The sequence below is a fragment of the Clostridium homopropionicum DSM 5847 genome (assembly GCF_001263795.1).
GTDB classification, from domain to species: domain Bacteria; phylum Bacillota; class Clostridia; order Clostridiales; family Clostridiaceae; genus Clostridium_H; species Clostridium_H homopropionicum.
The window spans coordinates 13475-38796 of record NZ_LHUR01000013.1 but is presented as its reverse complement, the minus strand read 5'-3'; the positions used below and the strand labels follow the sequence as shown (position 1 = coordinate 38796).

The following is a 25322-nucleotide window of genomic DNA, read 5'->3' as shown; positions in this document are numbered from 1 at the left end:
TCTAAAATTCTGCATATTTAAACATATAATTTCTTCTAGGTTCTACTACCTCTCCCATTAATAAAGAAATCATTTTTTCAGCCTTTGCAGCATCATCTATAGTAACTTGTTGTAGAGTTCTAGTTTCCGGATTTAAAGTTGTATCCCATAATTGCTCAGGATTCATTTCTCCTAGGCCCTTATATCTTTGTATCAAGGCTCCTTTACCTACTTCTTTTTTTGCTTTAACTAATTCATCGTCACTATATGCATATCTTACAGTTTCTCCTGTTTTACCGCTTTTATATACTTTATATAAAGGTGGAAGAGCTATATATAAATGCCCATTTGTGATAAGTTGTCTCATATATCTATAGATATAAGTTATCCATAGGGTTCTTATATGATATCCATCAACATCCGCATCACTCAAAATAATAATTTTATTATATTTTAATTCTTCTTCATTATAATTTTCCAATACTCCAGTTCCTACTGCAGCGTTAAAAAGCTTTAGTTCTTCACTAGCTATAACATTCTCCAATTTCTGTTTTTCAGTATTCATTATCTTTCCTTTAGAGGGCATTATAGTTTGGAATCTTCTGTCTCTTGCCTGCTTTGCACTTCCACCTGCTGAGTCTCCTTCTACTACAATAAACTCACATAATTCTGGTTTTTTCAAAGTACAAATAGCTACCTTTCCCGCTAAAGGAGCTGTTCCTTTTCCAATCTTCTTTTTTTCCGCTTCATTTATTTTTTTTATTTTTTCTCGCCTAGAAGCTGCTGAAACTGCATTATTAATAATATTTATTGCTATTTCCTTATTATCTTCAATCCACTCACCTATTTTTATATAGGTGAGTTCATTCATAACTGTATAAGCTTCATTATTACCTAACTTTGTTTTTGTTTGACCTTCAAAAATAGGATTGCTTATTTTAACCCTAAGAATAGCTGTCATTCCTTCTCTTAAGTCATCACCTTCAAACCCCTTGTCCTTTTCTTTAACAATATTTAATTTTTTACTCCATTCTTTAAAGGCTCTAGTCATACCAGTTTTAAAACCAGCTTCATGTGTTCCTGATTCAGTAGTAGGTATATTATTTACATAGCTAGCTAGATATTCTGTAGTTGAATCAGTAAATTGAATACAAGCCTCACAATAAAGGTTCATTCCTTCTAAATCTTTTGCGCCCTCAAATATTATAGGATCTTTATGTATAGCAGCTTTACTCTCATTAAGATATTCAATAAAATCAAGCAATCCTCTTTCAGATCTATACTCCTTAATAATAAATGGCTCTTTTCTTTCATCCTTAAATATTAAAGTGATTCCTTTATTTTGAAAGGCCAACTCCTGAAGCCTTTCCTCAATTACCTCAAATTTAAAATCTACAGTACTAAATACTTCTTTGTCAGGCTTAAATGTTACTTTAGTTCCTGTAATTTTAGTGTTCCCAATGGTTTCAAGTTCAGTAACTGGTGTTCCTGGCATCTTTCTATTAAGCTCTCTATCTTCTGCATATTCAAATCTTTGCTTATGAACATGACCATTTTGGCATACCTCAACCTCTAACCATTCAGATAATGCATTTACAACTGCAGCCCCTACTCCATGAAGTCCACCAGAGGTCTTATAATTACTATTATTAAACTTTCCACCAGTATGCAGCTCAGTAAATACCATCTCTACACCTGATTTTTTCTTTATAGGATGAATGCCAGTAGGGATTCCTCTACCATTATCTATAATAGTTACACTTTTATCTTTATTTAAAATAACTGAAACCTTTTCTCCATATCCGTTTGTAATTTCATCAATAGAATTATCTAATATCTCCCATATACAATGATGAAGACCTTTACTACCTGTAGAACCAATATACATTCCTGGTCTAACTCTTACTGGTTCTAATTTTTCTAAAGATGTGAGATTGGTTACATCATAAGAAGATTCAACTTTTGTATTTACCATATTGTCTGTTAGCCTCCAAATGTTATTTTTATTTAACAACGACTTTCATCAATAGAAACATTTGTTCTATTTAAACTATATATATTGTAACGACTTATGCAAATTATTACAAGTTTATTTTTATCGCAGTGTAAGAATTTTACGACGTAAAATTCTTAGTAACCAGTAACCAATTCCCAGTAACCAGTTTTATTAATCCTACTGGCAACTGGTCACTGGTTACTGGTTACTTAAGAAAAATGCGTCGCATTTTTCTTAAATTCTTATTATTTCATTTCTCCTCATGAGTTGGTGGCATTGCTGCTGCACATAATCTAATAATATATCGTATTGATTCATCATCAATGTTATTTTCAAATTCTAAAGCTTCCAAAGCTTCCTTAGCTAGTATTAAAGCCTTTTCTTCTTTTAAAGTATTATCTTCATTTTTATAATTCAACTCAATAAACTGTACTTCTTCTGAAATTGCTCTTATTATTTTTTTAACCTTTTCAGGTGTAGCTTCTATGTCATTTAATGATTTTAATAACATATAAGTTATACCAAAATAATCTTCTTTAACACTAATTCCCTTATCCTTTATTAAATATACAAGGTAAGATAAGCCAGCAATAAGAACAACAACTAAGACATATTGAACAACTATATTAGTCATATTCATCCCCCTCATAAAAAACTTCTATATTACCTTTATATGTACAATATTTATAAAGGGGGACATGTCCTCTAGGATTTATTTTTATTTTTTAACTAAATTAAAAAGTAAAGCAGAAATTTCTGCTTTACTCAAGCTAATTCTAATGCAATTTCAATCATTGAAGTGAAAGTACTCTGTCGTTCCTCGGAAGTGGTTTCTTCTCCTGTTACAATATTATCACTTACAGTTAATATTGCTAAAGTATCAATTCCATACTTGCTTCCTAAAGTATATAAAGCAGTAGCTTCCATTTCAATAGCTAAAACACCATACTTTGCCCAAAGCTTCCAAGCATCTGGATCATCATTGTAAAATAAATCACTTGTTAAAACATTCCCAACTTTTGCAGTAATTCCTTTTTCTTTAGCAACATTATATGCTTTATTTAATAATTCAAAACTAGCAATTGCTGAAAAGTCCATTCCTTTAAAACGCATTTTATTTATTCCTGAATTTGTACATGAGCCCATTGCAAGTATTACATCTCTTACTTTAACGCTCTCTTGAATAGATCCACAAGTACCAACTCTAATAAGTTTCTTTGCTCCATAGCTTTCTATGAGTTCATTTGCATAAATTGAAATAGATGGTGTCCCCATTCCTGTTCCTTGAACTGACACTCTTTTTTCCTTATATGTTCCAGTAAACCCATACATTCCTCTAACCTCATTGTAACATATAACATTTTCAAGGAAAGTTTCTGCAATAAATTTTGCTCTCAATGGATCTCCAGGCAATAATACTGTTTCTGCAATTTCGCCAGCTTTTGCTCCTATATGTACACTCATTCCTGTGCCTCCTAAAATTATATATAATAATGTATTTTACCATAAATGGTAGGTAAATTTAAATTAATTTCAAAAATAAAAAAGAGGTTTTATCCTCTTTTAATTATAATATTAAAATATTAAAATCCAAAATACCGCTACTCCGATTTTGACACCTATCTCTATGATAGGTGGGTGTTCTCACAGCTGTTTCCCTGTCCTTGCCAAATAATCCTTTTGGACTTAAAGGACAATTCACAACTAAATATCGAACTCCCTTATGAACTCTGTAGGTTCAAAATAAGAGCTCTACGAATATTTCAGACTTATTTAATATCTTCTTTCAAGAATATTATATCAGAATCCTATAAAATTTCAATAATAATCATAAAAACATTTTCAGAAAATTTTGTTATTTATAATACTTTAAATTTTGAAACTAAGCTGTTAAGACGTTCAGCTATTTCTGCCTGTTTTTCTGAGCCTCTAGCAATTCTTGCTGTAGCCATAGTTGTTTCATGAATGTTTTTTAATATTTCCTGTGAACCAGCAGAAGTTTCTTCACCTGTGGCAGTCAAATTCTGGGCAGCAACTGCCACACCATTCATCGTAGCAGACATTTCTTCAGTACTTGCAGCTAAATCTTCTGTAAGCTTACTTAGTGTAAGAGCATCATTTTCGTACTTTACTCCAATGTCAACCATATTGACATAATCTCTAGTAACATTTCCATCAATAAACTTTAAAATTTCTGATGTATTTTCTGATAAATTTTTAAATGCATTTTGTACATTTGTAATAGTATCTTTTATAACAGAAACTGAATTTGAAGATTGTTCTGCAAGTTTTCGTACTTCTTCCGCTACAACCGCAAATCCTTTTCCTTGTTCTCCTGCTCTTGCAGCTTCTATTGCAGCATTTAGTGCTAATAAATTGGTTTGTTCTGAAATAGCAGCTATTGTATCTGCCATTGTTTTTATTTCATTAACTACTTTCCCTTCCTCTATAGCCTTTACTATACTTGCTTGTTTTTCTCTATAAAGCTGGTCTACAAGTTTAGCATTTTCTTCTGCTTCAGTTTTAATTTTAATAGCTCTTTTCTTAATATTTTCTGCCTCAATGTTTCCTTCATCTGCTCTTTTGGCAAGTTCAGCAGTAGTTGCATCAATTTCTTCAGTAGAAGCACTTATTTCTTCAGAAGAAGCACTGCTTTCTTCAATAGCAGCAACAATAGACTCAGTTGATTTATTTACATTTTCCATTTTAGCTGTTATTTCTTCTATAGCTTCATTTAATTCCTTACTAGAATAAGTTATTTCATGAGTTTCATTAATTATGCTTCCGATTAATTCTCTGGTATTATCCATAGCTTGGTTTAACTCATTAATTAGCATACCTACTTCATCTTTACTATTAATGTTTAGTTTGAAAGTTAAGTCTCCTTCACCTAGTTTATGTGCTAAATCTAAGCCTTTTTTTACTTGAGTCGAAATAACTTTTCCAATTGCAAAACCTATTAATATAGATAATACAAATGCGCTAACTCCAATTAATATTAACATTTTCCTTGAGTTGTCATAAGTTATTTGATTTAGTGTATTAATATTTTTTGCTTCTTCTTTATTGTACTGTATTAATTTTTCTATTACAGTATCTGTCTTGTCTCTAAGTTCATTGACTTTTACAATATGCTCACCAAAATCTTTAAACTCTCCATTTTTAGCATGATCTAAGGCTTCTTCTCTAAAATTCCTATACTCTTCTAAGGTAGTTTTTAGTTCCTTTACTATAGCCTTCTCTTCTTCATTTATTCCTAGAGCTTCATAAGCTTTTATATTTTCATTACTTTCAGTTGATATTTTATTTATTGTTTCAATTCTAGAAGAAACTTTATTTACGTCACTTTCTAAATCTATTAATAGTAATTCAGATCTTACTTCTAACTGATTTTTTTGAAGGGAAGTTAAATAATCTAAAGATAAAAGATTATTCTCATATATTTGTTTTGATCCATTATTGATTTTATCCATATCATATACGGAAACGGTTACCGATACAGCTATAAAAAGAGAAATAATTAAAAAGCTTATCATTAATTTAGTTCTTACTTTCATATTTAAAAACCACTTCATTTATTTATGCCCCCTTTAAAATCATATTACTTACAACTTCCAAATTATATTAGTATATTATAGCATCTAAAAAATAATTTACCATATCACTTAATATATATTTACAGATTGTTTATATGTAATAGTTTTCAGAAATACAAAGGCACCTACATATATGTAAGTGCCTAAAATTGCCAGTTTTATGATAAATATATTCTGTATTTTATATTATTTATTCTAAATCTGAAGTACAATGAGCACATTTTTTAGCTTCTATTGGTACTGTACTGCAGCAATAAGGGCATACCTTTGTTGTAGCTGGTGCAGGAGCTTCTTTTTTAGAAAAACGATTAATTTGCTTTATTACAATAAAAATTGAAAATGATATGATTAAGAAGTCTACTATATTATTTAAAAACAAACCGTAGTTTATAGTTGCTGCATTAGCTTCTTTAGCTGCTGCTAAGGTTTCATACCCCTTACCACTTAAGTCTATAAACCGCTTTGAAAAATCCACTCTTCCAACAAGTAAACTTATTATAGGCATTATAATATCATTAACTAAGGATGTAACTATTTTCCCAAAAGCGCCTCCTATTATAACACCTACAGCTAAGTCTATAACATTTCCCTTTAAAGCAAACTGCTTAAATTCTTTTAACATTTTATCATCTCCTGTAAATCAATATTTTAACATTAATTACTCCCAGCCTTTCCAAATTTCAGGTTCATACCCTACAGTTGCATTACTGCCGTTTCTTACTATAGGTGTTTTGAATAATTTGGGATTTTTTAAAAGTATTTCTTCTTTAACGATAGCATTTCTTATGTGTTCCATATTAAGGGTTTTATATTCTTTTGAATTTGCATTTATAAGATTATTTAATCCTACAGAATTTTTAACACTTTCTAGTTCCCTTTTACTTAATCCCTTTTCATTCAAATCAATAAACTGGTATTTAATTTTTCTTTCCTTAAAATATCTTTCTGCTTTTTTAGTGTCAAAGCATTTACTAATGCCAAAAATTTGTATATTCATATTTCTTCTCCTGAGTTTTTTAAAATTTAAGAATCAAAGATACAATCAGATACACAATATATTTTATAAAATATACTTTATTATAATATTTATAAAGCTTTTTCCCAAGAGCTAAATATAATGAAAACAAAACAAGTATCAATGCAATAATAAGTAATTTCCATTTGATAAAACCAATAATAATCCAAATTAATATAGCAACAATAGCATCTAATATTCTTTCATCTTTCATGAAAAACCCTTTATCTTTTGGCACTAAATCTAAATCAAAAATTAATATTTTAGAAGCGACTGTTGAAGCATAAGTTAAGGTTATTATTGATACTGCATATTTTAAATATCCAATATGCTCCTTATAATTTTCTCCAAGCTCTTTACCAAAGGTAAGGGTAAGAAAAAGTATGATAGCTATATGGATAGCTTGGTCAAATAAAAAATATAAAGTCTGCTTATTTTTAAGGAATATATTTTTACTAATATATAATTTTATAGAATCAATAAAAAAGTGGATGCTTCCTGATATTAATCCAGAAATTATTCCCTTTATTCCAAATACACTTAAAAACAACATTTGTACTAAAATAACAATTAAAGAATGAACGAAAACTCCTTTAATTGAAGATGCTTTTTCTTTTGCTATTTTATCCGTTTGCAGTACAAAATCTCCAATTAAATGGGCTAATATAAAAATAACAAAAAAGCTATTGTTCATCATTTGATATTAACCTCTTTTTCATAACTCTGTTAAAATATTCTACAATTTTAGGATCAAATTGCTTTCCTGAAAATTTATTTATTTCTTCCATGGCAATTTCATGTGAAAGTCCTTTTCTATAAGGTCTATCAGTGGTCATTGCATCATAAGTATCTGCAACAGCAATAATTCTAGCCTCAAGAGGTATTTCTTCTCCTTTGAGTCCATCACAATACCCGGTTCCATCAAATTTTTCATGATGATATTTTACCCCAGGTATTATTATATTTAAAGATTTCATTGTAGATAGTATCTTAGAACCTATACTTGGATGTGTCTTCATAATAACAAATTCTTCATTATCAAGAGGTGCTTGCTTATTTAGAATAGAATCTTTAATTCCAATTTTACCTACATCATGAAGTAAGCCCATATATTCTAGAGTTTCAATTTTTTCTTCATCCATTCCCATTTCTTTAGCTATCAATAAGGAATATTCAGTGACTCTTTCCGAATGTCCATTAGTATATGGATCTTTTGCATCCACAGCGCTTGCAAGAGCTTTAATGGAATCTATAAAAAGCTCTTTAGTTCTTTTAAATAACTGAGCATTTTCAAGAGCTATGGCTATTTGACTACACATTCCTTCAATAAACTTTTCATCCTTTTCAGTAAATACTTCCCCGCCTTTTTTATTTATTAACTGTATAACCGCAATAGTCTTGTCTTTATATTTAATAGGCAAAGTAAGCATAGCCTTTTGATTAAAATTAATCTTTTTACCTATTTCTTTTTTTAATCTGGAATCCTTATTTACATCTCTAATATTAAGAGTTACTCCCTCTTTAGCTACCCATCCAGCTACACCTTCACCCATTTTTAACCTAATTTCTTTTAGTAAATCACCTTTTTCTCCAAGTGCTACTTGAAACCATAGTTCTTGCTTTTCTTCGTCTACAATGTAAAGTGACCCAGCCTCAGCTTGTGTTTCATTTTTTGCAATTGTAATTATTTCTTCCATGAGCTTATTTAACTTAATATTTGAAGTAATCTTTCTTCCTATTTCAAAGAGATTTTTGTATTTATTCAATTGAGCTTCTTTAATATATAAGAGGTACCCGAATATACAAAATAAAATAATGATAGCCAATGCAAAAATATAAATCGATACTTCCATGAGTCCACCTCCAATGTAAAATAATCACTATTTGCAAACTGTAAATTCAAACATAATTGGCTTTCTAATGTATTGTTTATCAACTATACCTATGATATTATTTTTTACATAAATTACATATTCATCTCCCACAATAAAATTATCTTTATGTTTTATAACAATTGATTTTTTATCTGTGGAAAGTTCTGGGGTAATACTTACTTCTAGATTTTTGCTTTTATTATAAATTAAGATATTACCATTTATCGAATCTTCATCAATTTCCTTACTGAAATTTATTTTCCATAGCTTATCCTCTTTAACTGTTTGAACAGGAGCAGTAGGCTCTAGAAACTGAAAAAAGTTCCTGTCCTCATTTTTACTTAAAGGCATTACTCGTATAGAATTATTCCAAGAATCACAAATATAAATATATCCTTTAGAATAAAGTACATCTGTAGGTTTATTTAATTGTACAAGATTCTCATTTGACTCACTCTCATTTACAATTTCAGAGCCAGTAATAGTAGAAACAGTTCCATCAGCTTTTATTGCTCTAATCATATTGTTCCAAGTATCCGCAACCAGTAAAACACCTTCATCAGTTATGCTAATACCTTTGGGAAAATTATATTTTGCCTCTGATGCAATTCCGTCTGCATAACCTCCTTCCATATAATCCGAGTTATCAATTTTACCATCTACACTTCCTGATATGGCAGTTACTTGTCCATTGTATATCTTTCTTATAACCTGATTTCCTGAATCTGTTATATAAAAAGCCCCCTTACTATCAATAATTATATCTGAAGGTTCATTAAAGATAGCTTCATTTAGTGCTCCATTTTTGTATCCTCCAGTTTCTCCTTGCACTCCAGCAAAAGTAGACACTACTCCATTAGGAGTGATTTTTCTTATTACATTATTTAAACTATCTGCAACATATAGGTTATCATCTTTATCTATTGTAATTCCTGATGGAAGGTTAAATTTAGAAGTTTTGCCCTCTCCATTAGTAAATCCTACTTCCCCAGTACCTGCAAAAGTATATACTTTATTATTGTTTATTTTACGAATTACATTATTACATGAATCTGAAATAAAAATATTCCCCTTAGAATCTACTACTGCATCTTTAGGTTTATTGAATTTTGCATTCAGTGCATCTCCATCAGCATAATCTCCCATTGGAAATCCGTAACTGTCTTTTTTATCTATAGAACCTGCAATTGTTGTTACGTTATCTCCTGATATCTTTCTTATACAATTATTATAAGAGTCAACTACAATTATATTACCATCTCTATCAAGAACTATGCTGCTAGGATAATTAAATCCGCTTATGCTTTTAGTTCCATCCTTTAAAATATTTTGTCCAGATCCGGCAAAATTGCTCAATGAGGATAAAATTGGAGTTGAAGTAAATGTGAACTCTTTTACTTCATAATTATTTGAGTTTTGAATTTTGTTTCTTACTGAAACTTTCTTATCTCCTGATAAATCAAGATTCATATTTGAAGAATAGTATGTCCATGATCCATTATCAACTTTGACTTCCATTGATGATGTTAATTCTATCAATCTATTATTTAAATCATCAGCAGTTACTTCTAAAGCTAAAGCTAAAGCTTTTGCATTAAAGAAAGTACTAATGAATATATAGCCAACGCAAGAAAATATAATTTTTTTCATATTTATCACAATATCTTCCTCATTTCATAAAAAATATTTATTTTTAGTAAAATAATCTTATACCCACTTTTATATTTATTGTATAATAATGTTATAATTATACAATATCAAAAACAATATTACTTTTCAAACATTAATTTTTATCAATCAGGAGGATTTAAATGTGAAAATAAAATCGCAGTACCTTGCCTTAGCACTCATATTTCTTTTTTGTATATTTTCTCAATATGATATATTTGTTAAATTAGAAAATTATGTAGAGGATGCTCAATTTCAAAAGCAAAAGGACCCTGACTCAGATATTGTTATTCTAGGAATCGACGAAAAAAGCTTAGAAGAATTCGGCACCTTTCCTTGGGATAGAAAAGTTTATTCAGAGCTTTTTGATATTTTATCTAAAGGAAAATCAGCAGCTATTGGGGTGGATATAATTTTTTCTGATAAATCCGACTCACCTGAGTCAGACCTTGCCCTTATAGACTCTATAAAAAAAGCTGGAAATGTTGTACTAGCCTCCTATGGAAATATTGAAAGCACTTCTTATGAAAATATTGAAAGAAAATATAATAAAGATATTCGAAATTTTGAAGTATCTACCGTGGAAGAGCCAATGGAAGAATTAAAAGAAGTCAGTAAAAGTGGTTTTATAAATGTTTTTCCTAGCGATAAAGATGGTGAAATAATAAGAAGATTTTACGATAACATCAATTATGATGGTAAAAAAATTAATAGTTTTTCATATGAAATCTACAAGGAAGCTGTAAAAAATGGCTTGAACTCAGGTAAGCTCCTTGCTAAACAAGAAGAAATCTGGAATAAAAATTACATAGATTTTTCAGGAGCCCCTGGAACCTTTGAATGTCATTCTATAGCAGACGTTTTTGACGGTACAATAGATCCTTCATATTTTGAAGGAAAAATAATCCTAATTGGGCCATATACAGTTGGATTGCAGGACAGGTTTTTCACTGCTGCTTCTAGAAATTATCAAATGTATGGAATAGAAATTCACGCTAATCTAATTCAAAATTACCTGTACAATAACTTTAAAACATATGTATCTGATAAAGTAAATCTATTAATTCTAGTTCTTTTAGGAATTGCTTCATATTTATTATTTAAAAAATTAACTCCTCCTAAGGCTTCTGTTCTATTATTGGTCTTAATGGGATTTTATTTAGTTATTGCAAACTTTACTTATTCTAAAGGAATAATTATTAAAATAGTATATCCATTACTTTTAATGGCTTCAATTAACATTATGCTAATAATTTACAGTTACATTGATGAATATATTGAAAGAAGAAAAATAACTGATACCTTTGGCAAATATGTTGCACCTCAAGTTGTTGATCAAATACTAAAAGGTGGAGAAAAAAGTCTAAATCTTGGAGGTGTAAGAAGATTTATTACAGTTCTTTTTGTTGACATTAGAGGTTTTACTCCTCTATCTGAAAAGGCTCAGCCAGAAGAAATTGTAGAAATATTAAACGATTATTTAAATCTAACGGCCGAATCTATTTTTAATGAAGGCGGTACTCTAGACAAGTTTATTGGAGATGCAACAATGGCTATTTACAACGCACCCCTTGACTTAGAGGATCATGCCTACAGAGCAGTAAAATCGGCTTGGGCTATGAAGCAAGGCTCTATTGCACTTCAAGAAAAATTAGAAAAAAAATTTGGTAAAAGTGTTCAATTTGGAATAGGAATAAATACAGGTTATGCTGTTGTAGGTAATATTGGAGCTAAATTTAGAATGGACTATACTGCAATCGGTGATACAGTAAATACCTCTGCAAGACTTGAAAGCAACGCAAAAGCTGGACAAATTCTTCTAAGCAAATCTACCTACGAATTAGTTAAAGACAAGGTTGAAGTTACTCCTCTTGGAGAAATAAAAGTTAAAGGTAAAGCTAATGGAGTTGAAATTTATCAATTGGAGAAGGTGGTTTAAATAATGAAGAAAACCTATAAAAATATTATAAAATTCTTTTTATTATTTTCCTTAATATTTAATTGTTTTTCAGTAACTGCCTTTGCTGAAGCCTCAGTTGCAACTATATCAAGCTACAAAGGAAGTGTATATGTAAAAAAATCTGGTGGAGAGAAAAAAATCTCAGCCTTTAAAGGAATGCGTTTAAAAAAAGGTGACACAATAATTACAGGCAAAAAATCCTCTGCCACCCTTGACATCGATTCAGACAAAGAAGTAACTGTCGGTGACAATACTCAGCTTAGTATTACTGAGCTTTCAAAAGAAATATCTAAAAACTCTAGTAAGTCTAGTTTCACCTTGCAAGCAGGTAAAGTATGGGCAAATGTAAAAACAAAATTAAATAAAGACTCTAAATTTCAAATTAAAACTTCAACAACCATCGCAGGAGTCCGTGGAACTAAATTTTATGTATCTCAAGAAGAAGGACAATCTGAAATAGCTGTATTGGAAGGTACAGTTTTTGCAGAAACCTACATTCCAACTGCTCAACCAGATGGTGCTCCTAATATAGAAAAAGTAGAAAAGGTTTTAGAAAAAGATCAGCACTTAAAAGTTGATGATACAATACAAAATAAAGATGATATTATTCAGCAACCATTAAAATTAGAAAATCTTAACTCATTTGTGCTTGAATCTTATAAAAATAGTGTAACTGAGTCCGACCCAGAATTACTTAATAAACTAGATAAGATAATTGAAGAGAAAAAAATAGAAGAAGATCAAAAAGAGAAGGATAAACCAAATACTGAAAATGAGCCAAAAACACCACCACAAATCAGCTATGATCCTGTGGTAGCTCCTGAAATCCCAGCAAATAATGATACGGGATATACTCCACCTCCTGATCCAATACCTAATTCTGCACCAGTAGCAATAAATTTATCTATTAGTGGCGATTCTAAGGTTGGTAATACTCTTACTGGAATGTATACCTACTCTGACAGGGATAATGATATTGAAGGAACCTCTACATTTAAATGGTACAGAGGATCTAGTGTTGATGGCTTAGATAAAGCTGAAATTGAAGATGCTACTTCTTTAAATTACACTTTAACTGAATCAGATTTAGACAAGTATATATTCTTTGAAGTTACACCTATAGCTACTACTGGGTTTTTAAAAGGTCAGCCAGTTAATTGTGTATTAACTGCTAAAGTATCTAGCTATGACACTACTCCTCCTGTTGGAACCATTTTAAATAGTTTCTTAACTTCAGAAGATGCTATTATTATACAATTTAATGAATCTTTACATGCAGATACCTTAGCAATAACCACTCCAAGTACTTTACTTTTAAATTCTAGTATAAAAATAATTGATTATGAAACTACTGAAGATGTTAATGTTGATGAAGTACAATGGAGTTACTCTGATAATATGTCAAATAATCCGTTTTTAGCACTATACTTAGAACACCCTATTTCTGTATATTCTCAAGGTACTATCGAGGTTCAATTTAATCAAGATGTCATAAAAGACATTTATGGAAATATAAATAATGATGTTATAATTGGGAAGATAATAGATGATGGTAATGGGTACATTCCTACGATTTCCGGTATAGAAAACCTATGTGAAAATACACTCAATAGTGATGAAGCTATCCTTACAATTACCTTAGGAACTGAACAAGGGAATTGGGTTGAAGACATTGTAAGTGATACTTCTAAGCTAAACAAACTATATGATAGCTTTTATACAGATAGCAACTATGATCAGTGGTCTAAATTAAGAGATGGATTTACTGCTACTCTTGTTAATGACAATACTCTTGATCTAACCATTGCAGCCGAACCTAATTACAATATAGATAAAAACCAATGGGTTATCCTAATAATTCCTGGAGAACTTGTATCTTCAAATTTAACTGTTCCTTCTATGCCTTTTGTAATACATGCACAACCAGCTGAACAGCTAACAATAGATACTGAGTACTCTTCTCCGGTGCCAGGCACCGGAGGTTCCAGCTATGGAACTACTAAAATTGAAACTCTAAAAAATATAAATGATATCCCTGAAGCTACTAAGTGGCAGGTAAAAGTTTTTGATTATAATAATTATTATTATGACACTATTACTTATGACAGAATTATTGATGGTGCAATAGATTATACACAAGGAGAAGATATTGAAGCATTACCTTACCAAGATCTTTTATTGCTAGCTACTGATAATGAAGGAAAAGTAAAAAAATATGCTTCAATACATTTAACTCCTGAAATGGTATCTGTACTTGTTCCTCCGGTAGAAAATTTAAGCTTTGACAACAGTAATCCAGAAGTGAAAAATGTGGTAATTATAGGAAATGATTTCCCTTATTATTACGAAAAATTGGAAGTTATAACTACAAAATCGGGAATTCCAAGTGATACCGCAGATGCTGAATACGAGCTTTACCAATTATATCAAGGAACTCTACCTTTAACTCCTTTTCTTGCAGATGCAAGCACTACCTCTGGTGATACAGTATATTATAGATTTGTCAATGGACAAATGAAATCACCTTGGGTTGCAGATGGTATAGTAACCTATGATGAAGTTAAACCTAAAAATTCAAACTCTAATGCTGAAAATATCAGGTTTATCTTATCAGCCTCGGAGAAAAAGGTAAAAATTAAATCTATAGATGGAATATTCGCCGCTGTAATCAAAAATGCAAATATGTTATCGCCTGTATCCATACCTGAAAACGGAAGCCTTGATATAAGCATTGATGATGGCATAGATTCTTATGATACCATAGCGGTTGCTATATTAAATGAAGATGGAAATATTTCTGCTAAATCCGATGTAGTTCAAGTACCTAGTAAAATGTATAATCATATTTATTACAATCGCTTTACTGTATTAGGGAATAAAGGAGAAATAAGTCTCAATAGTAATTACAAAGGTTCTATAAATATATTCATTAACGGAACTTTAATCACCTCTAGTAATATTCAGAAAAATTATGATACCTATATACCTATAGCTACTGGCTTAGCTAGTGGAGATAAGATTCAAGTTCAGTTAATTGATGAATTCGGCAATGAAAGTGAATTGTCAGATGAGGTAATGGTAATGGATACACCAAATATTAATGATATTCAATTAAACTTTGGAACAGCTGAAAATGAAGACAGCATTACCATAAACAATCTAGAATCATATGAATATTATAAAATTACTATTGTTAATTCTAGTAATCATGAAAAATGTTATGAACTTGTTCTTAACCCTAGTGATGTACCTGGTACTGGTCCTCTTATCTTTAGTTTAGGTGATATCAATGGTACTACTGGATCAACTTACAAAATATACTTTAGTGACTTTAACGGAAATACAAGTCCATTGTCGGAAATAATTACAGCACAATAGCTAAAACCACCAACTTTTTAATTGAAGTTGGTGGTTTTTAACATGCTTTATTCTTATATTAACTTATTAACTTTAACATCCCTATTTGAAGTACTTGTACTAGATTAATTATGACAAAATTTTTAACAGCTAAAACATATGAATGGTATATCTAAACTATATTATTATTTTTTTAAGGCATTTTCAATGGCTTTAAGATAAGCCTTACAGGTTACTGTTGAACCAGAAACCACGTCTACATTTGTATTTTGATTTTTAATTATCTTAGTGATGAGCTCTTCAGTTACATCTTTCTTTGAAAAAGTAACATCCTTAACTACATTTATTTTAGTAATCTTATGATTTTTTATTGTAACTTCTACACTATTTGACCATCTTCCAGAGTTATATTCTCCACTATATATTCCATCATTTACTTGAGATAATTTTACATTATTTATTTTCAGCTCTCTGCCATCCTCGAGGCCTCTTGAAAGATAAAATAACCCAGCTCCAGAAATCAATATAAAAATAATAATTATAGAAAATAGTATTTTAAAAAAAGATTTCATTTAATTATCTCCCTTTTATAAAAATCTTCTTAAATATTTAAACTTAAGCCTTATTGATCTTCTCAGCAAATTTATTAATACTGTCTTCTGAAAGCTTCGAAATATTTTCTTTTCCATCTACCTTTGGAAGATTCGGGTCGCTCTTTGAAATCATCTTAACTATGGTTTTCTCCATAAAATTCATATGATCAAAATTAAATTCTCCTCCAAAGCTGTCTTTAACAACTGCTGAATTTAGTAATTCTTCTGGAAAGGAGGTATTTATTTGTGTTTCTTTTATACTTTCATTCATGCAGCATATAAAAAGCCCTAGCTTTTTCTCTTTTAATTTATCTATATTTTCTATACAAAACCGGCTTACCTCTTTTTGAATTCTTCCAGCATAAATTGATCCTCCAATAATCACCTTATCATATTGGTCATAATTAACTCCTTTTATTTCCTTTAAATCAAACAAGTCAACCTCTCCATCTAGTTTTTGGGATAGTATTGCAGCACATTTTTTTGTACAACCATGTTTAGTTGCATATAATATTAAATTCCTCATTTTTTAATACCTCCTACCTTTTATACCAAAAGATTACTTCCTTTTTATAATACCTCTGAACAATATATTGAAATGATGGTCTATCAGTCTATTAATCTGTTCTTGAGAAATATCCTTTTCCAATATAATCTTTATTATGAGTCCAAAGGTTGAAGTCCAAATAATTTGTGCGGTCAGTTCTTCATTATAAGGTTCAAAAATTCCTTGCTCTATCCCTTTTTTTATGCAGCTATCTAACAACTTCATAGTCTGGCTTTTTTCACTTATTCCTCTTTCTAGGATACAAGTCTTTGTTAAAACAGTACTATCCTCACAAAGCATGAAGGCCTTGTATTCATCAGGATGTAAAAGAGATGCTTCTATATATTTTCTAAATACTTCTTCTATTTCTTTCTCTGGGCTATTCTCATCTACTTTCACCGACCTAATTGCTGCTAATATTTTTTCGTATCCCTCAGTTGCTATTGATTCAACTATCTGGTTTTTATCCTTAAAGTAATGATATACAATTGCTGGAGAATACTCTATGGCGTTGGTTATTTTTCTTATAGATAGTCCTTGGATACCTTCTTTCAATATTATATTTCTTGCAGCTTCTAAGATTATTTTTCTAATTTCTTCTTGCTTTTTTAATTGACGTTCTCTGCTCAAGTAAATAACCCTTTCTTTTAAACATAATTTAATTATTAAACACTGTTTAATTTATTATAGATTACTCCATAACCCTTGTCAATAGGGTAGTATTTTTCAAGCTTATATTCTAATTATTACGGGATTAATCTTGTTCTATCTCTTGGTATTAATGATGCCTCTCTGACATTTTCAAGTCCTATTAACTGTGCAGTTATTCTCTCAAGTCTAATTGCTAGACCACCATGAGGAGGCATCCCATATTTAAATATTGAAGTATAGCTTTCATATTTTTCAGGTGATAGTCCTTTGTACTTTATATTATTAATCAACATATCATACTCATGAATTCTTTGACCACCTGTTGTAATCTCAATACCCCTAAACAATAAGTTCTGTACCACCTTCAGCTCCCTCAGCTACTATTTTAGGAGTAAATATTTCTGTAAACCCTTCTTTGATTAAGAAGCTTCTGAAGCCTTGCACTATGATATTTTGAATTTTAAATATTGAGTTGATTTTTTCATGTCGTAAACTTAAAACTCTATTATTTAGCATAGTATCTAAATTAATTTCTAATAATATCCATATATTTATTCTCAATTACACATTGTACTAGTCCAGTTCTATCCCTTAGTATAATAAAAGTAATATTTTTAAGTTTTCTTGAATGGCAAAGCCATCCTTTGATTTGAACCTTTTTACCTATATAATTTTTCAATTCATTTATCATTATTCTTTCCATGTTTTCAATCTCCTTTTTGGTTATTTTTCAATAAATAAAAAACCCTTGAGTAATTAAACTCAAGGGGCAAAATTTTGCGGTACCACCCTAATTAACTTCACATAATCATCTTTTTTAAAATAAAATAACCTATATAAATTAAAATGGGCCCTATCTTAATTTCTCATGAATTTTTAAAAACAAATTTTCTCTGTGACCAAAAACTGAATAAAAATACAGTTACTTCTGTTAATATCTTAGCCAAAAACAAAGATAGGCCAATAATACTATAATAAATATTGATAACTTCGTAATTTGCTAGTAATACTATTACTGCAACTAAAAAATATCTAAATAAAGATTTTTTTATTGGTAAATTTTTAAATCTTGAGAATACATAAAACCGGTTTACAGTATAGTTAAACAAAGCACTAATGACTCTTGCACCTATTACTGAAAAAAGCAAATCTGAAGTTAAAAATTGCAAAATTCCTAATAATGTAAAGTCAAGTAGACCTGATAATATAGATGACATACTAAATTTTAAAATAGGCAGATATACACGGAATGAATCCTTTACAGGGTTAAAATGAGATGACTTATTCTTTTCTAAATAAACAGTATTTATATCAACTTCGTAAAAGCTGTAACCAGAAGGCATTGCTTCTAGAAGCATGTTCATCTCATATTCAAACCTCTCTCCTGGGATCTGACAAAGCCATGATAGCATCCTACTTGAAAATCCTCTAAGTCCAGTCTGGGTATCATAAACTTTTCCACCACTGGCAAAGGAAAATATAGCTCTTGTTACGCTATTCCCGAAACGACTTCTAAATGGTACTTTCCCAACAAAACGCCTAGTCCCTAAAATAATACACTTCTGATGCTCATTAATTAATTCTGCTATTTTAATTATATCTTGTGGTAGATGTTGTCCGTCGCAATCTGCACAGACAATCCCTTCTCCATCTCCCGTTTCTTTTAAATAATTAAACCCAGTTTTAAGTGCTTGACCTTTTCCTTTATTAATTTCATGTGTAAGTACTGTACATCCTAGTTCTTCTGCTTGCAAAAATATATTACTATAAGCAATTCCGCTTCCGTCATCTACAATTATAATATTATATTCACAGGATAACTTTAAGTCATAGATAAGTTTTATTAATCTTTTATCTGGTTCGTAAGCTGGAATTAATATATTCATTTATATAATCACCTACTTTATTTTAATAATAACTGTTATTTTACATAGAGTATGTCACTGATTTTTCGCTCTTTATTTTCACCTAAAGGATTGTTCACAACTCTCCCCATAAAATACATTGTTGATGATCCTCCCCCATCAAGATTGTATGCTTCAGTACATCCTAATTCTTTAAAGGTTTCTGCAAATTCTGATAGTGTCATTCCTCGGCTCTCTTCACTTCTACCATCAACAACTATAAATACAAAGTGGTTTGGCTCAATCATTCCTATTCCCGTTCTTGGATTAGCATCTTCAATAGAACGGTTTCCAAAATTAGTGTCTACAACTATTTTCCCTGAATTGTCTACAATATTTCCATCCTTTATGAGCACAGGTCCAAAGGAAAGGGTATCTATAACACCATTCTTTAACAATTCTTCAGAAGATATTTCTTTCTCTTCGAAAGTTTTCATGATTCCATTACTATATAAGGCTGCTGAAGTCCTAGCTGGCTCATTTCTATACAACTTACCATTTCTAATTAATACTCCATCACTACGGAATCCATAATAATCTCCATTTATAGCAAGGATAGCTCCATTATTATCAGCTATGTCTGAAGTAGTTTCTAAAATATTTCTTCCATATTCATTTTTAGCAAAAGCTGAGTGAAGATATGAAGAATCTTTTACTTTTACATCAGCAACATAATAAGTTATTTTATCTGCTCCAGAACCTTTAGTATTTTTTTTAATACTAATCTCTATTCCATCACTTTTATAACTCCAGTCATCATACTTAGCCTCCGAGGATTCTTTCGTAGTAGAAGAACTGCTAGTTGTATTGGTTTCATTTGAAGTACTACTATTAGTTGTAGTACTATTAGTGCTTACAATTGTAGTAGTGTTATTATCCGTTACCTGTGCCTCAACTCTTTCAATCAAATACCTATAAGCCAGCGCATATGATATTGTAGAAATAGTTAATATCGATACTAATGTGATTATTTTCTTTTTTGTAAATATACGTTTCCTATTATGCATTTTATAAGCCCCCATTAGCTTCCGAATGCATTGATAATATAATGCTCAAATTACCATTTCTGCAGCGCAATGCATCTAAAAAATCCTTTTGAGTAACTTTATCAGGCATAGTTACTGTGTATACAAGCTGATAAAGACTTCCCAAATCTGTTGTTCTTAATTTAATTAATTGATGTTCTATTGTATACTCTTCAAAAACTTCTTCAAAAGCATTTTCATAGTCTAGGTCTTCTGGAATGGTTATTTTAAGCAGTTTCTGAGAGTTTTTTATTTCTCCAAAATTTATTAAGTTTAGCACCCACATTAATAAACATAAAAATACAGTAAATAAAATACCATAGGAAAAAACTCCAACACCACAGGCTAATCCTGCTGCCATTGTAAATAGTACATAAGAAATATCTTTAGAATCCCCAGGTGCGCTCCTGAACTTGATTATTGAAAAGGCACCAGCTAAACTAAAAGCTCTTGCAATGTTACTTCCTATCAATAGGACAATTATTGCAACAACTGCTGGAATAATGACAAGGGTTAATGAAAAGTTCTGAGAATATATGTGTTTATTACAGGTTTTCATATAAGTAAAGCTTATTAATCCACCTAAGATAAATGAAATTAGAATAGTTAAAATTGCATTTGTTACTGATATTGATGCACTAGCTGTGCTTGTGTTTGATATTGCATTAAGTATTGATTCAAACATAAATTTAATTCTCCTTTCTCTTTTCTTTCTTTTTCAAGTAATCTCTTGTATTCACTGCCGTATTTTGAAAAGCTTCTTTTAAATATATTTTCTCTAGAAAGCATTTTTGAAAGCCATAGAGGTATATTTTTCTCTGCTTTAACTTCCATTAAAATGTCATCACTTCCTAGCAGCGCTTCTCCATAATCTCCATTTTCAAGTTTCAAATCATATCTTCTGGTTCTTATATTTTTATCAAAAGTAATTCTTAAATCACGATTTTCTTTTCCAAACAGTGCTTTTCTGTCATAAGCAAGATATAATTTTGGCTCAAGATCGTATATTTTAAGAAAATACTCTATTTCGTTTAAAACCTGCTTATTCATATACTTTTTATATTCAGGCTTAATACCAGTACTTGCAAATTCATACGCCTCCTGTAATTTTAATGTTGTTCTTCTTTTGTTCACTAATCCAGATACCTTTTTCTTTATTTCCATATAAACTTTTTCATTCTCACTTGGGACACCGTAAGCTCTAAGTCTAAGCTTTTCTTTATACCTAGGTCCTAATAGGGATGTTCTTATTAAATGATTATCCTTAGTATCATAGTAAATATTGCTTATGGTATAAAATTCATCATTCTTATTATGTTCATCTATCTCCATATACTCTAAAAGCATATATTGAATTTTTTCATACTTGTTTTTATTAAGTAAAAACTTTCCTTCATGTCTATTAAAGACTTCAATTGCCATGTTATCTCTCCTTTCCTTTATTGCTTTTTTCCTGACTGATCAAGTTTATGATTTTATTTTACAAAGTGAACCTTAAACAAACCTTAAATGTTTTACATAGATTTAACAGTTCATAGTCTGTTTACATTTAAGGTTAATTTAAGGTATCTTATGCTATAATTATTACTAAGAAAAACAAAGGGAGAATTTATTATGAGAATATTAATAGTAGAAGACGAGCTTCCTTTAGCAGAAGCTTTAACTCAAATATTAAAAAAGAATAACTATACTGTAGATGCAGTTAATGATGGGGAAGCTGGACTTGATAATGCCCTAAGTGATATTTATGACTTGATATTATTAGATATTATGTTACCTAAAATTGACGGCATAAGTATACTAAAAAATATTAGAGAGGAAGGTATTACAACTCCTGTAATACTACTTACAGCTAAAGGAGAGATTTCAGATAAGGTAGCTGGGCTTGATAGCGGTGCAGATGATTACCTGCCAAAGCCATTTGCAACAGAGGAACTGTTAGCAAGAATAAGATCAGTTTCAAGACGTAAAGGGGAAATTATTAAAGACAATACTTTAAAATTTGGAGATATTGAATTGAATCCTTCAACCTTAAAATTATCAAAGGGGTCTAAAGATATTAAGCTAATACTAAAGGAAAGTGAGCTTTTAGAATTGCTCATCTCTAGGAAAAATGCAACTTCCTCTAAAGAATTAATTATTGAAAAACTTTGGGGCTTTGATTCTGATGTAGATAATAATCACGTTGAAGTTTATATTTCCTTTTTAAGAAAGAAACTGTCATATTTAGATTCAGAAGTGGTGATTACTACCGTTAGAGGAGTAGGATATATTTTGGAGGTAAAAAAATAGATGTTTAAACAACTTAGAAATAAATTTCTAATTCTTAACTTGGTCATAATTTCTGTAATGATGCTTTTTGCTTTTTCCTCTATATACTTTATCACTTATAACGATGTATATAAGAATATTGATATTGAATTGCATAAAATTTCAGAGTTCAATAGAAGACCAAAGGAAAATCCTAAAGAATTTGAACCAAAAATCAACAATGAACAGCCCCCAGAAGAGCGTTCCATTTCTTTTGTTTTAATTACTGATGGCAATGGTAACATAATTAATTCTACTTCTATTTTTGAAATGGATAAAGAATTTTTAGAAACAGCGAAAAATACAGCTCTTTCTAAAAATTTAAGCTCCGGTAAGTTTAAATTGGATGGCTACTATTGGGCATATCTATTAACCACAAATGATATTGGTAATAAAATTACTTTTTTAGATATTACCTCAAGACAAGATATCCTTATTAATCTAATTTATACCTTTTTAGTGGTTGCCTTTGTAATGTTAATTGTTATTTTCTTTATAAGTAGATACTTTGCAAATAAAGCAATTCAGCCAATTAAAGAAGCTTTTGATAAACAAACTCAGTTTATTGCAGATGCTTCTCATGAGCTTAAGACTCCACTTGCTGTCATAAATACCAATGTAGATTTAGTATTATCAAATGATAATACAACTATAGGAAGTCAGTCAAAATGGCTGAACTATATCAAATCAGAAGTGGAAAGAATGTCAAAGCTGACAAATGACTTGCTCTACCTTACTAAAATCAACTATTCAGATATAAAAATGATTTATACAAACTTTAGTTTAAGTGAAACTGTAGAAAATGTAATTTTAACTATGGAGGCAGTTATCTTTGAAAATAACATTAATCTACAATATGATATTGAACCTAACTTAATCATCACAGGAAATAACGAACAACTAAAGCAGGTGGTTATGATTTTATTAGATAATGCTTTAAAATATACAAATATCAAAGGAAAGGTAAACATTAGTTTAAAAAAATCCCACAATAAGATTACTTTATCCGTATCTAATACTGGAAAAGGCATTCCTAAAGAAAGTATAGATAAAATATTTGACAGATTTTATTGTGTTGATAAATCTCGTTCTAGAGACAGCGGAGGTTATGGTCTTGGACTTGCTATTGCTAAAGCTATAGTGGAACAACATGGTGGAAACATATCTGTTTCAAGTATTTTAAATGAAAGCACAACCTTTATGGTTGAACTTCCAATTGCTAGCCAATAATAATATCAACGACTAGAAAAAATAATGGCGTATAAAGCAGCACAGTTTGAACTGTGCTGCTTTATACGCCTAAATTATTTTCTAGTTGCACACGCTTCATTACAACTTTCACAGGATCCATCATCACATTTACTATATAAAGAGTTAAATATTTGCTCACCTGCTAAATCAAGTTCTTCAACTTCTTTTATAATTAACTCTAAGTGTTTAAAGATATTAAGTGATATTTCTTCAGCTTGCTTATAATAAGTATTAGCTTCTTCAAAATTGTTATTCTTAATGGCCTGCATAGCCTTTTCCCCACAGCCATGAAAATCCAAATGAAACTTCTCTATTTCTCTCCAACTTGATATAATCTTAGGATGATCAACATTTATAGAGTAGTAAAAATGCCCAAAGGCACATCTAGTACCATCTAATTGAAGAGGATACACTTTCATTTCATCTAAAGCTCTCTTTAAATTTGATAACCAGGCCTTATGAGATTTTATTGCTTTTTCCATGTAAGAATTAAACTCTTTATTATTTATTGAGTTTGCACTATTTTTTAAATGTGACAGCATATCTTTAACCATAACAGATAATTCACTATCAATTTCAGAAATCTTACCTGCTACATCTGCACTTTCTATTGCACTGTCATGTATTTCTTGTGTCATATTAGTAAGTTTTTCAGCATCTACTGTAGAAGTTTCCATAGCTTTATTGATTTCATCTACTGAAACGCTAATTCCACTCATAGAATCATTAAGTAATTTTATATCATTAACTGTAGTATTTAGAAGTTGAACATTTTCTTTTATAGTGCCTTTAACTGCATCAATTTTTCCACTCATTTTAGTAGTTTCTGTTATTGTTTTATCAATACTATCTTTTCCATCTCTTGCGGCTTCATGAATATTTATCATTATATCCTTCATTCCTTCAAGATTTACTTTAGTATTATCTGCAAGCTTTCTAATTTCGTCAGCAACTACTGCAAATCCTCTTCCATGCTCCCCTGCTCTTGCAGCTTCTATTGAAGCATTCAGTGCTAAAAGATTCGTTTTACCTGCTATGGCTTCTACTGTGCTTACAATATTAGTTACCTTATTAGCCATTTCAACTAAATAGTCTATCTTACTTCTCATTATATTTGCATTGGTTACAACTCCATCTTTTATTTCACTAATTTCTTCCATCTGAGTGAGTCCTTCAATATTGCTTTGCATCAGATTTTCAGATGAGCTTGAAACATTATTAAGAGTCTGGCTTGCGTTAGCTATAGTTTCATTTACGCCATTCATGCTGGCCGTTGTTTGTTCAACAATAGCTAAATTAGATTGACTTACATCAGACATTTCTTTTGCAAAATCAATTAACATTTCAGATATATGCTTCATTTCAGAGTCAAAACTACTTATAGTAGCACCTATCTCAATTATCTTTTTTGCCGACTTAGCCATACTTTCCTCGCTGGCAAAAAGCTTGTCAAAATAATCAGCTAACCTTATATGAATACCATACTTTACAACAGGTTTTTTTATTATTTTGCCTTTTATTCTTTTGTCAACATACTCAATTATTTGATCTGCTTCATAACATGGTGGTTTTTTTGAGTTAAATAGCATTAATTAT

General features: G+C 30.2%; 21 protein-coding genes, 1 other RNA gene and 1 pseudogene. 4 read left to right on the top strand and 19 right to left on the bottom strand.

Translation table 11 applies throughout. The features are described from left to right. Position 1: 1 nt before the first annotated feature. The 10 genes from CLHOM_RS05085 to CLHOM_RS05045 all read right to left on the bottom strand — a co-directional run bounded on the left by CLHOM_RS05085 (position 2) and on the right by CLHOM_RS05045 (position 10110). Positions 2–1954 carry a DNA gyrase/topoisomerase IV subunit B gene (locus CLHOM_RS05085; RefSeq protein WP_052220613.1) on the bottom strand — a complete coding sequence of 651 codons (1953 nt, stop codon included), beginning with the start codon at positions 1952–1954 and terminating at the stop codon, positions 2–4. 271 nt (positions 1955–2225) lie between these two features. Further along, positions 2226–2609 carry a hypothetical protein gene (locus CLHOM_RS05080; protein WP_052220612.1) on the bottom strand — a complete coding sequence of 128 codons (384 nt, stop codon included), beginning with the start codon at positions 2607–2609 and terminating at the stop codon, positions 2226–2228. A 131-nt stretch (positions 2610–2740) separates the two neighbouring features. Then, the gene (gene deoD / locus CLHOM_RS05075; RefSeq protein WP_052220611.1) at positions 2741–3439 is read right to left on the bottom strand and encodes a purine-nucleoside phosphorylase; all 699 of its coding nucleotides are present in this window, start codon (positions 3437–3439) and stop codon (positions 2741–2743) included. A gap of 119 nt (positions 3440–3558) precedes the next feature. Continuing rightward, positions 3559–3748, bottom strand: a non-coding RNA gene (ssrS, locus tag CLHOM_RS17830) — 6S RNA. Between the two features lie 86 nt (positions 3749–3834). Next, positions 3835–5550, bottom strand: coding sequence for a methyl-accepting chemotaxis protein (locus CLHOM_RS05070; RefSeq protein ID WP_052220610.1), 1716 nt, complete (start codon positions 5548–5550; stop codon positions 3835–3837). A gap of 211 nt (positions 5551–5761) precedes the next feature. Then, positions 5762–6193, bottom strand: coding sequence for a large-conductance mechanosensitive channel protein MscL (gene mscL / locus CLHOM_RS05065; protein ID WP_052220609.1), 432 nt, complete (start codon positions 6191–6193; stop codon positions 5762–5764). A gap of 36 nt (positions 6194–6229) precedes the next feature. Beyond that, the gene (locus tag CLHOM_RS05060) at positions 6230–6568 is read right to left on the bottom strand and encodes an arsenate reductase family protein (RefSeq protein ID WP_052220608.1); all 339 of its coding nucleotides are present in this window, start codon (positions 6566–6568) and stop codon (positions 6230–6232) included. A gap of 19 nt (positions 6569–6587) precedes the next feature. Continuing rightward, a complete protein-coding gene (locus tag CLHOM_RS05055) occupies positions 6588–7283 on the bottom strand; it encodes a DUF3307 domain-containing protein (RefSeq protein WP_052220607.1) in 696 nt (231 codons plus the stop codon). After that, a complete protein-coding gene (locus CLHOM_RS05050; protein WP_052220606.1) occupies positions 7270–8439 on the bottom strand; it encodes an HD-GYP domain-containing protein in 1170 nt (389 codons plus the stop codon). The genes CLHOM_RS05055 and CLHOM_RS05050 overlap by 14 nt, the downstream gene beginning before the upstream one ends. A gap of 27 nt (positions 8440–8466) precedes the next feature. Further along, positions 8467–10110 carry an Ig-like domain-containing protein gene (locus CLHOM_RS05045; protein ID WP_152909095.1) on the bottom strand — a complete coding sequence of 548 codons (1644 nt, stop codon included), beginning with the start codon at positions 10108–10110 and terminating at the stop codon, positions 8467–8469. 163 nt (positions 10111–10273) lie between these two features. Between CLHOM_RS05045 and CLHOM_RS05040 the strand changes: the two genes are divergently transcribed. Continuing rightward, complete coding sequence (locus CLHOM_RS05040; RefSeq protein WP_052220604.1) at positions 10274–12067, top strand: CHASE2 domain-containing protein; 1794 nt, start codon at positions 10274–10276, stop codon at positions 12065–12067. A 3-nt stretch (positions 12068–12070) separates the two neighbouring features. Continuing rightward, on the top strand, positions 12071–15466 hold the full coding sequence (locus CLHOM_RS05035; RefSeq protein WP_052220603.1) for a FecR domain-containing protein: 3396 nt from the start codon (positions 12071–12073) through the stop codon (positions 15464–15466). A gap of 164 nt (positions 15467–15630) precedes the next feature. Here the strand turns inward: CLHOM_RS05035 and CLHOM_RS05030 are convergent, their stop codons facing one another. From CLHOM_RS05030 to CLHOM_RS04990, 8 genes and pseudogenes are all read right to left on the bottom strand, one after another. Then, positions 15631–16017: an FMN-binding protein gene (locus CLHOM_RS05030; protein ID WP_052220602.1), complete on the bottom strand. Its 387-nt coding sequence runs from the start codon at positions 16015–16017 to the stop codon at positions 15631–15633. Between the two features lie 43 nt (positions 16018–16060). After that, entirely contained in the window at positions 16061–16564 is a 504-nt protein-coding gene (locus tag CLHOM_RS05025) for a flavodoxin domain-containing protein (RefSeq protein ID WP_052220601.1), read from the bottom strand. Between the two features lie 33 nt (positions 16565–16597). Then, on the bottom strand, positions 16598–17215 hold the full coding sequence (locus CLHOM_RS05020; protein ID WP_052220600.1) for a TetR/AcrR family transcriptional regulator: 618 nt from the start codon (positions 17213–17215) through the stop codon (positions 16598–16600). 116 nt (positions 17216–17331) lie between these two features. Continuing rightward, positions 17332–17939: pseudogene (locus tag CLHOM_RS17825) on the bottom strand (amino acid--tRNA ligase-related protein). Between the two features lie 163 nt (positions 17940–18102). Continuing rightward, positions 18103–19122, bottom strand: a complete 1020-nt coding sequence (locus CLHOM_RS05005; RefSeq protein WP_052220597.1) for a bifunctional glycosyltransferase family 2/GtrA family protein — start codon at positions 19120–19122, stop codon at positions 18103–18105. Positions 19123–19157: 35 nt separating this feature from the next. Beyond that, entirely contained in the window at positions 19158–20147 is a 990-nt protein-coding gene (locus CLHOM_RS05000; protein WP_052220596.1) for a phosphodiester glycosidase family protein, read from the bottom strand. Position 20148: 1 nt separating this feature from the next. Beyond that, complete coding sequence (locus CLHOM_RS04995) at positions 20149–20850, bottom strand: DUF4956 domain-containing protein (RefSeq protein WP_052220595.1); 702 nt, start codon at positions 20848–20850, stop codon at positions 20149–20151. Further along, a complete protein-coding gene (locus tag CLHOM_RS04990) occupies positions 20787–21587 on the bottom strand; it encodes a polyphosphate polymerase domain-containing protein (protein ID WP_052220594.1) in 801 nt (266 codons plus the stop codon). The genes CLHOM_RS04995 and CLHOM_RS04990 overlap by 64 nt, the downstream gene beginning before the upstream one ends. 192 nt (positions 21588–21779) lie before the next feature. On the opposite strand from CLHOM_RS04990, the gene CLHOM_RS04985 reads away from it, so the two are divergent. Together CLHOM_RS04985 and CLHOM_RS04980 are read left to right on the top strand one after the other, a co-directional pair. Further along, on the top strand, positions 21780–22457 hold the full coding sequence (locus tag CLHOM_RS04985; protein WP_052220593.1) for a response regulator transcription factor: 678 nt from the start codon (positions 21780–21782) through the stop codon (positions 22455–22457). Then, complete coding sequence (locus CLHOM_RS04980; RefSeq protein ID WP_052220592.1) at positions 22458–23705, top strand: sensor histidine kinase; 1248 nt, start codon at positions 22458–22460, stop codon at positions 23703–23705. Positions 23706–23779: 74 nt separating this feature from the next. Here CLHOM_RS04980 and CLHOM_RS04975 read toward each other — a convergent pair whose 3' ends face one another. After that, entirely contained in the window at positions 23780–25315 is a 1536-nt protein-coding gene (locus tag CLHOM_RS04975; protein ID WP_052220591.1) for a methyl-accepting chemotaxis protein, read from the bottom strand. Between the last annotated feature and the right edge of the window lie 7 nt (positions 25316–25322).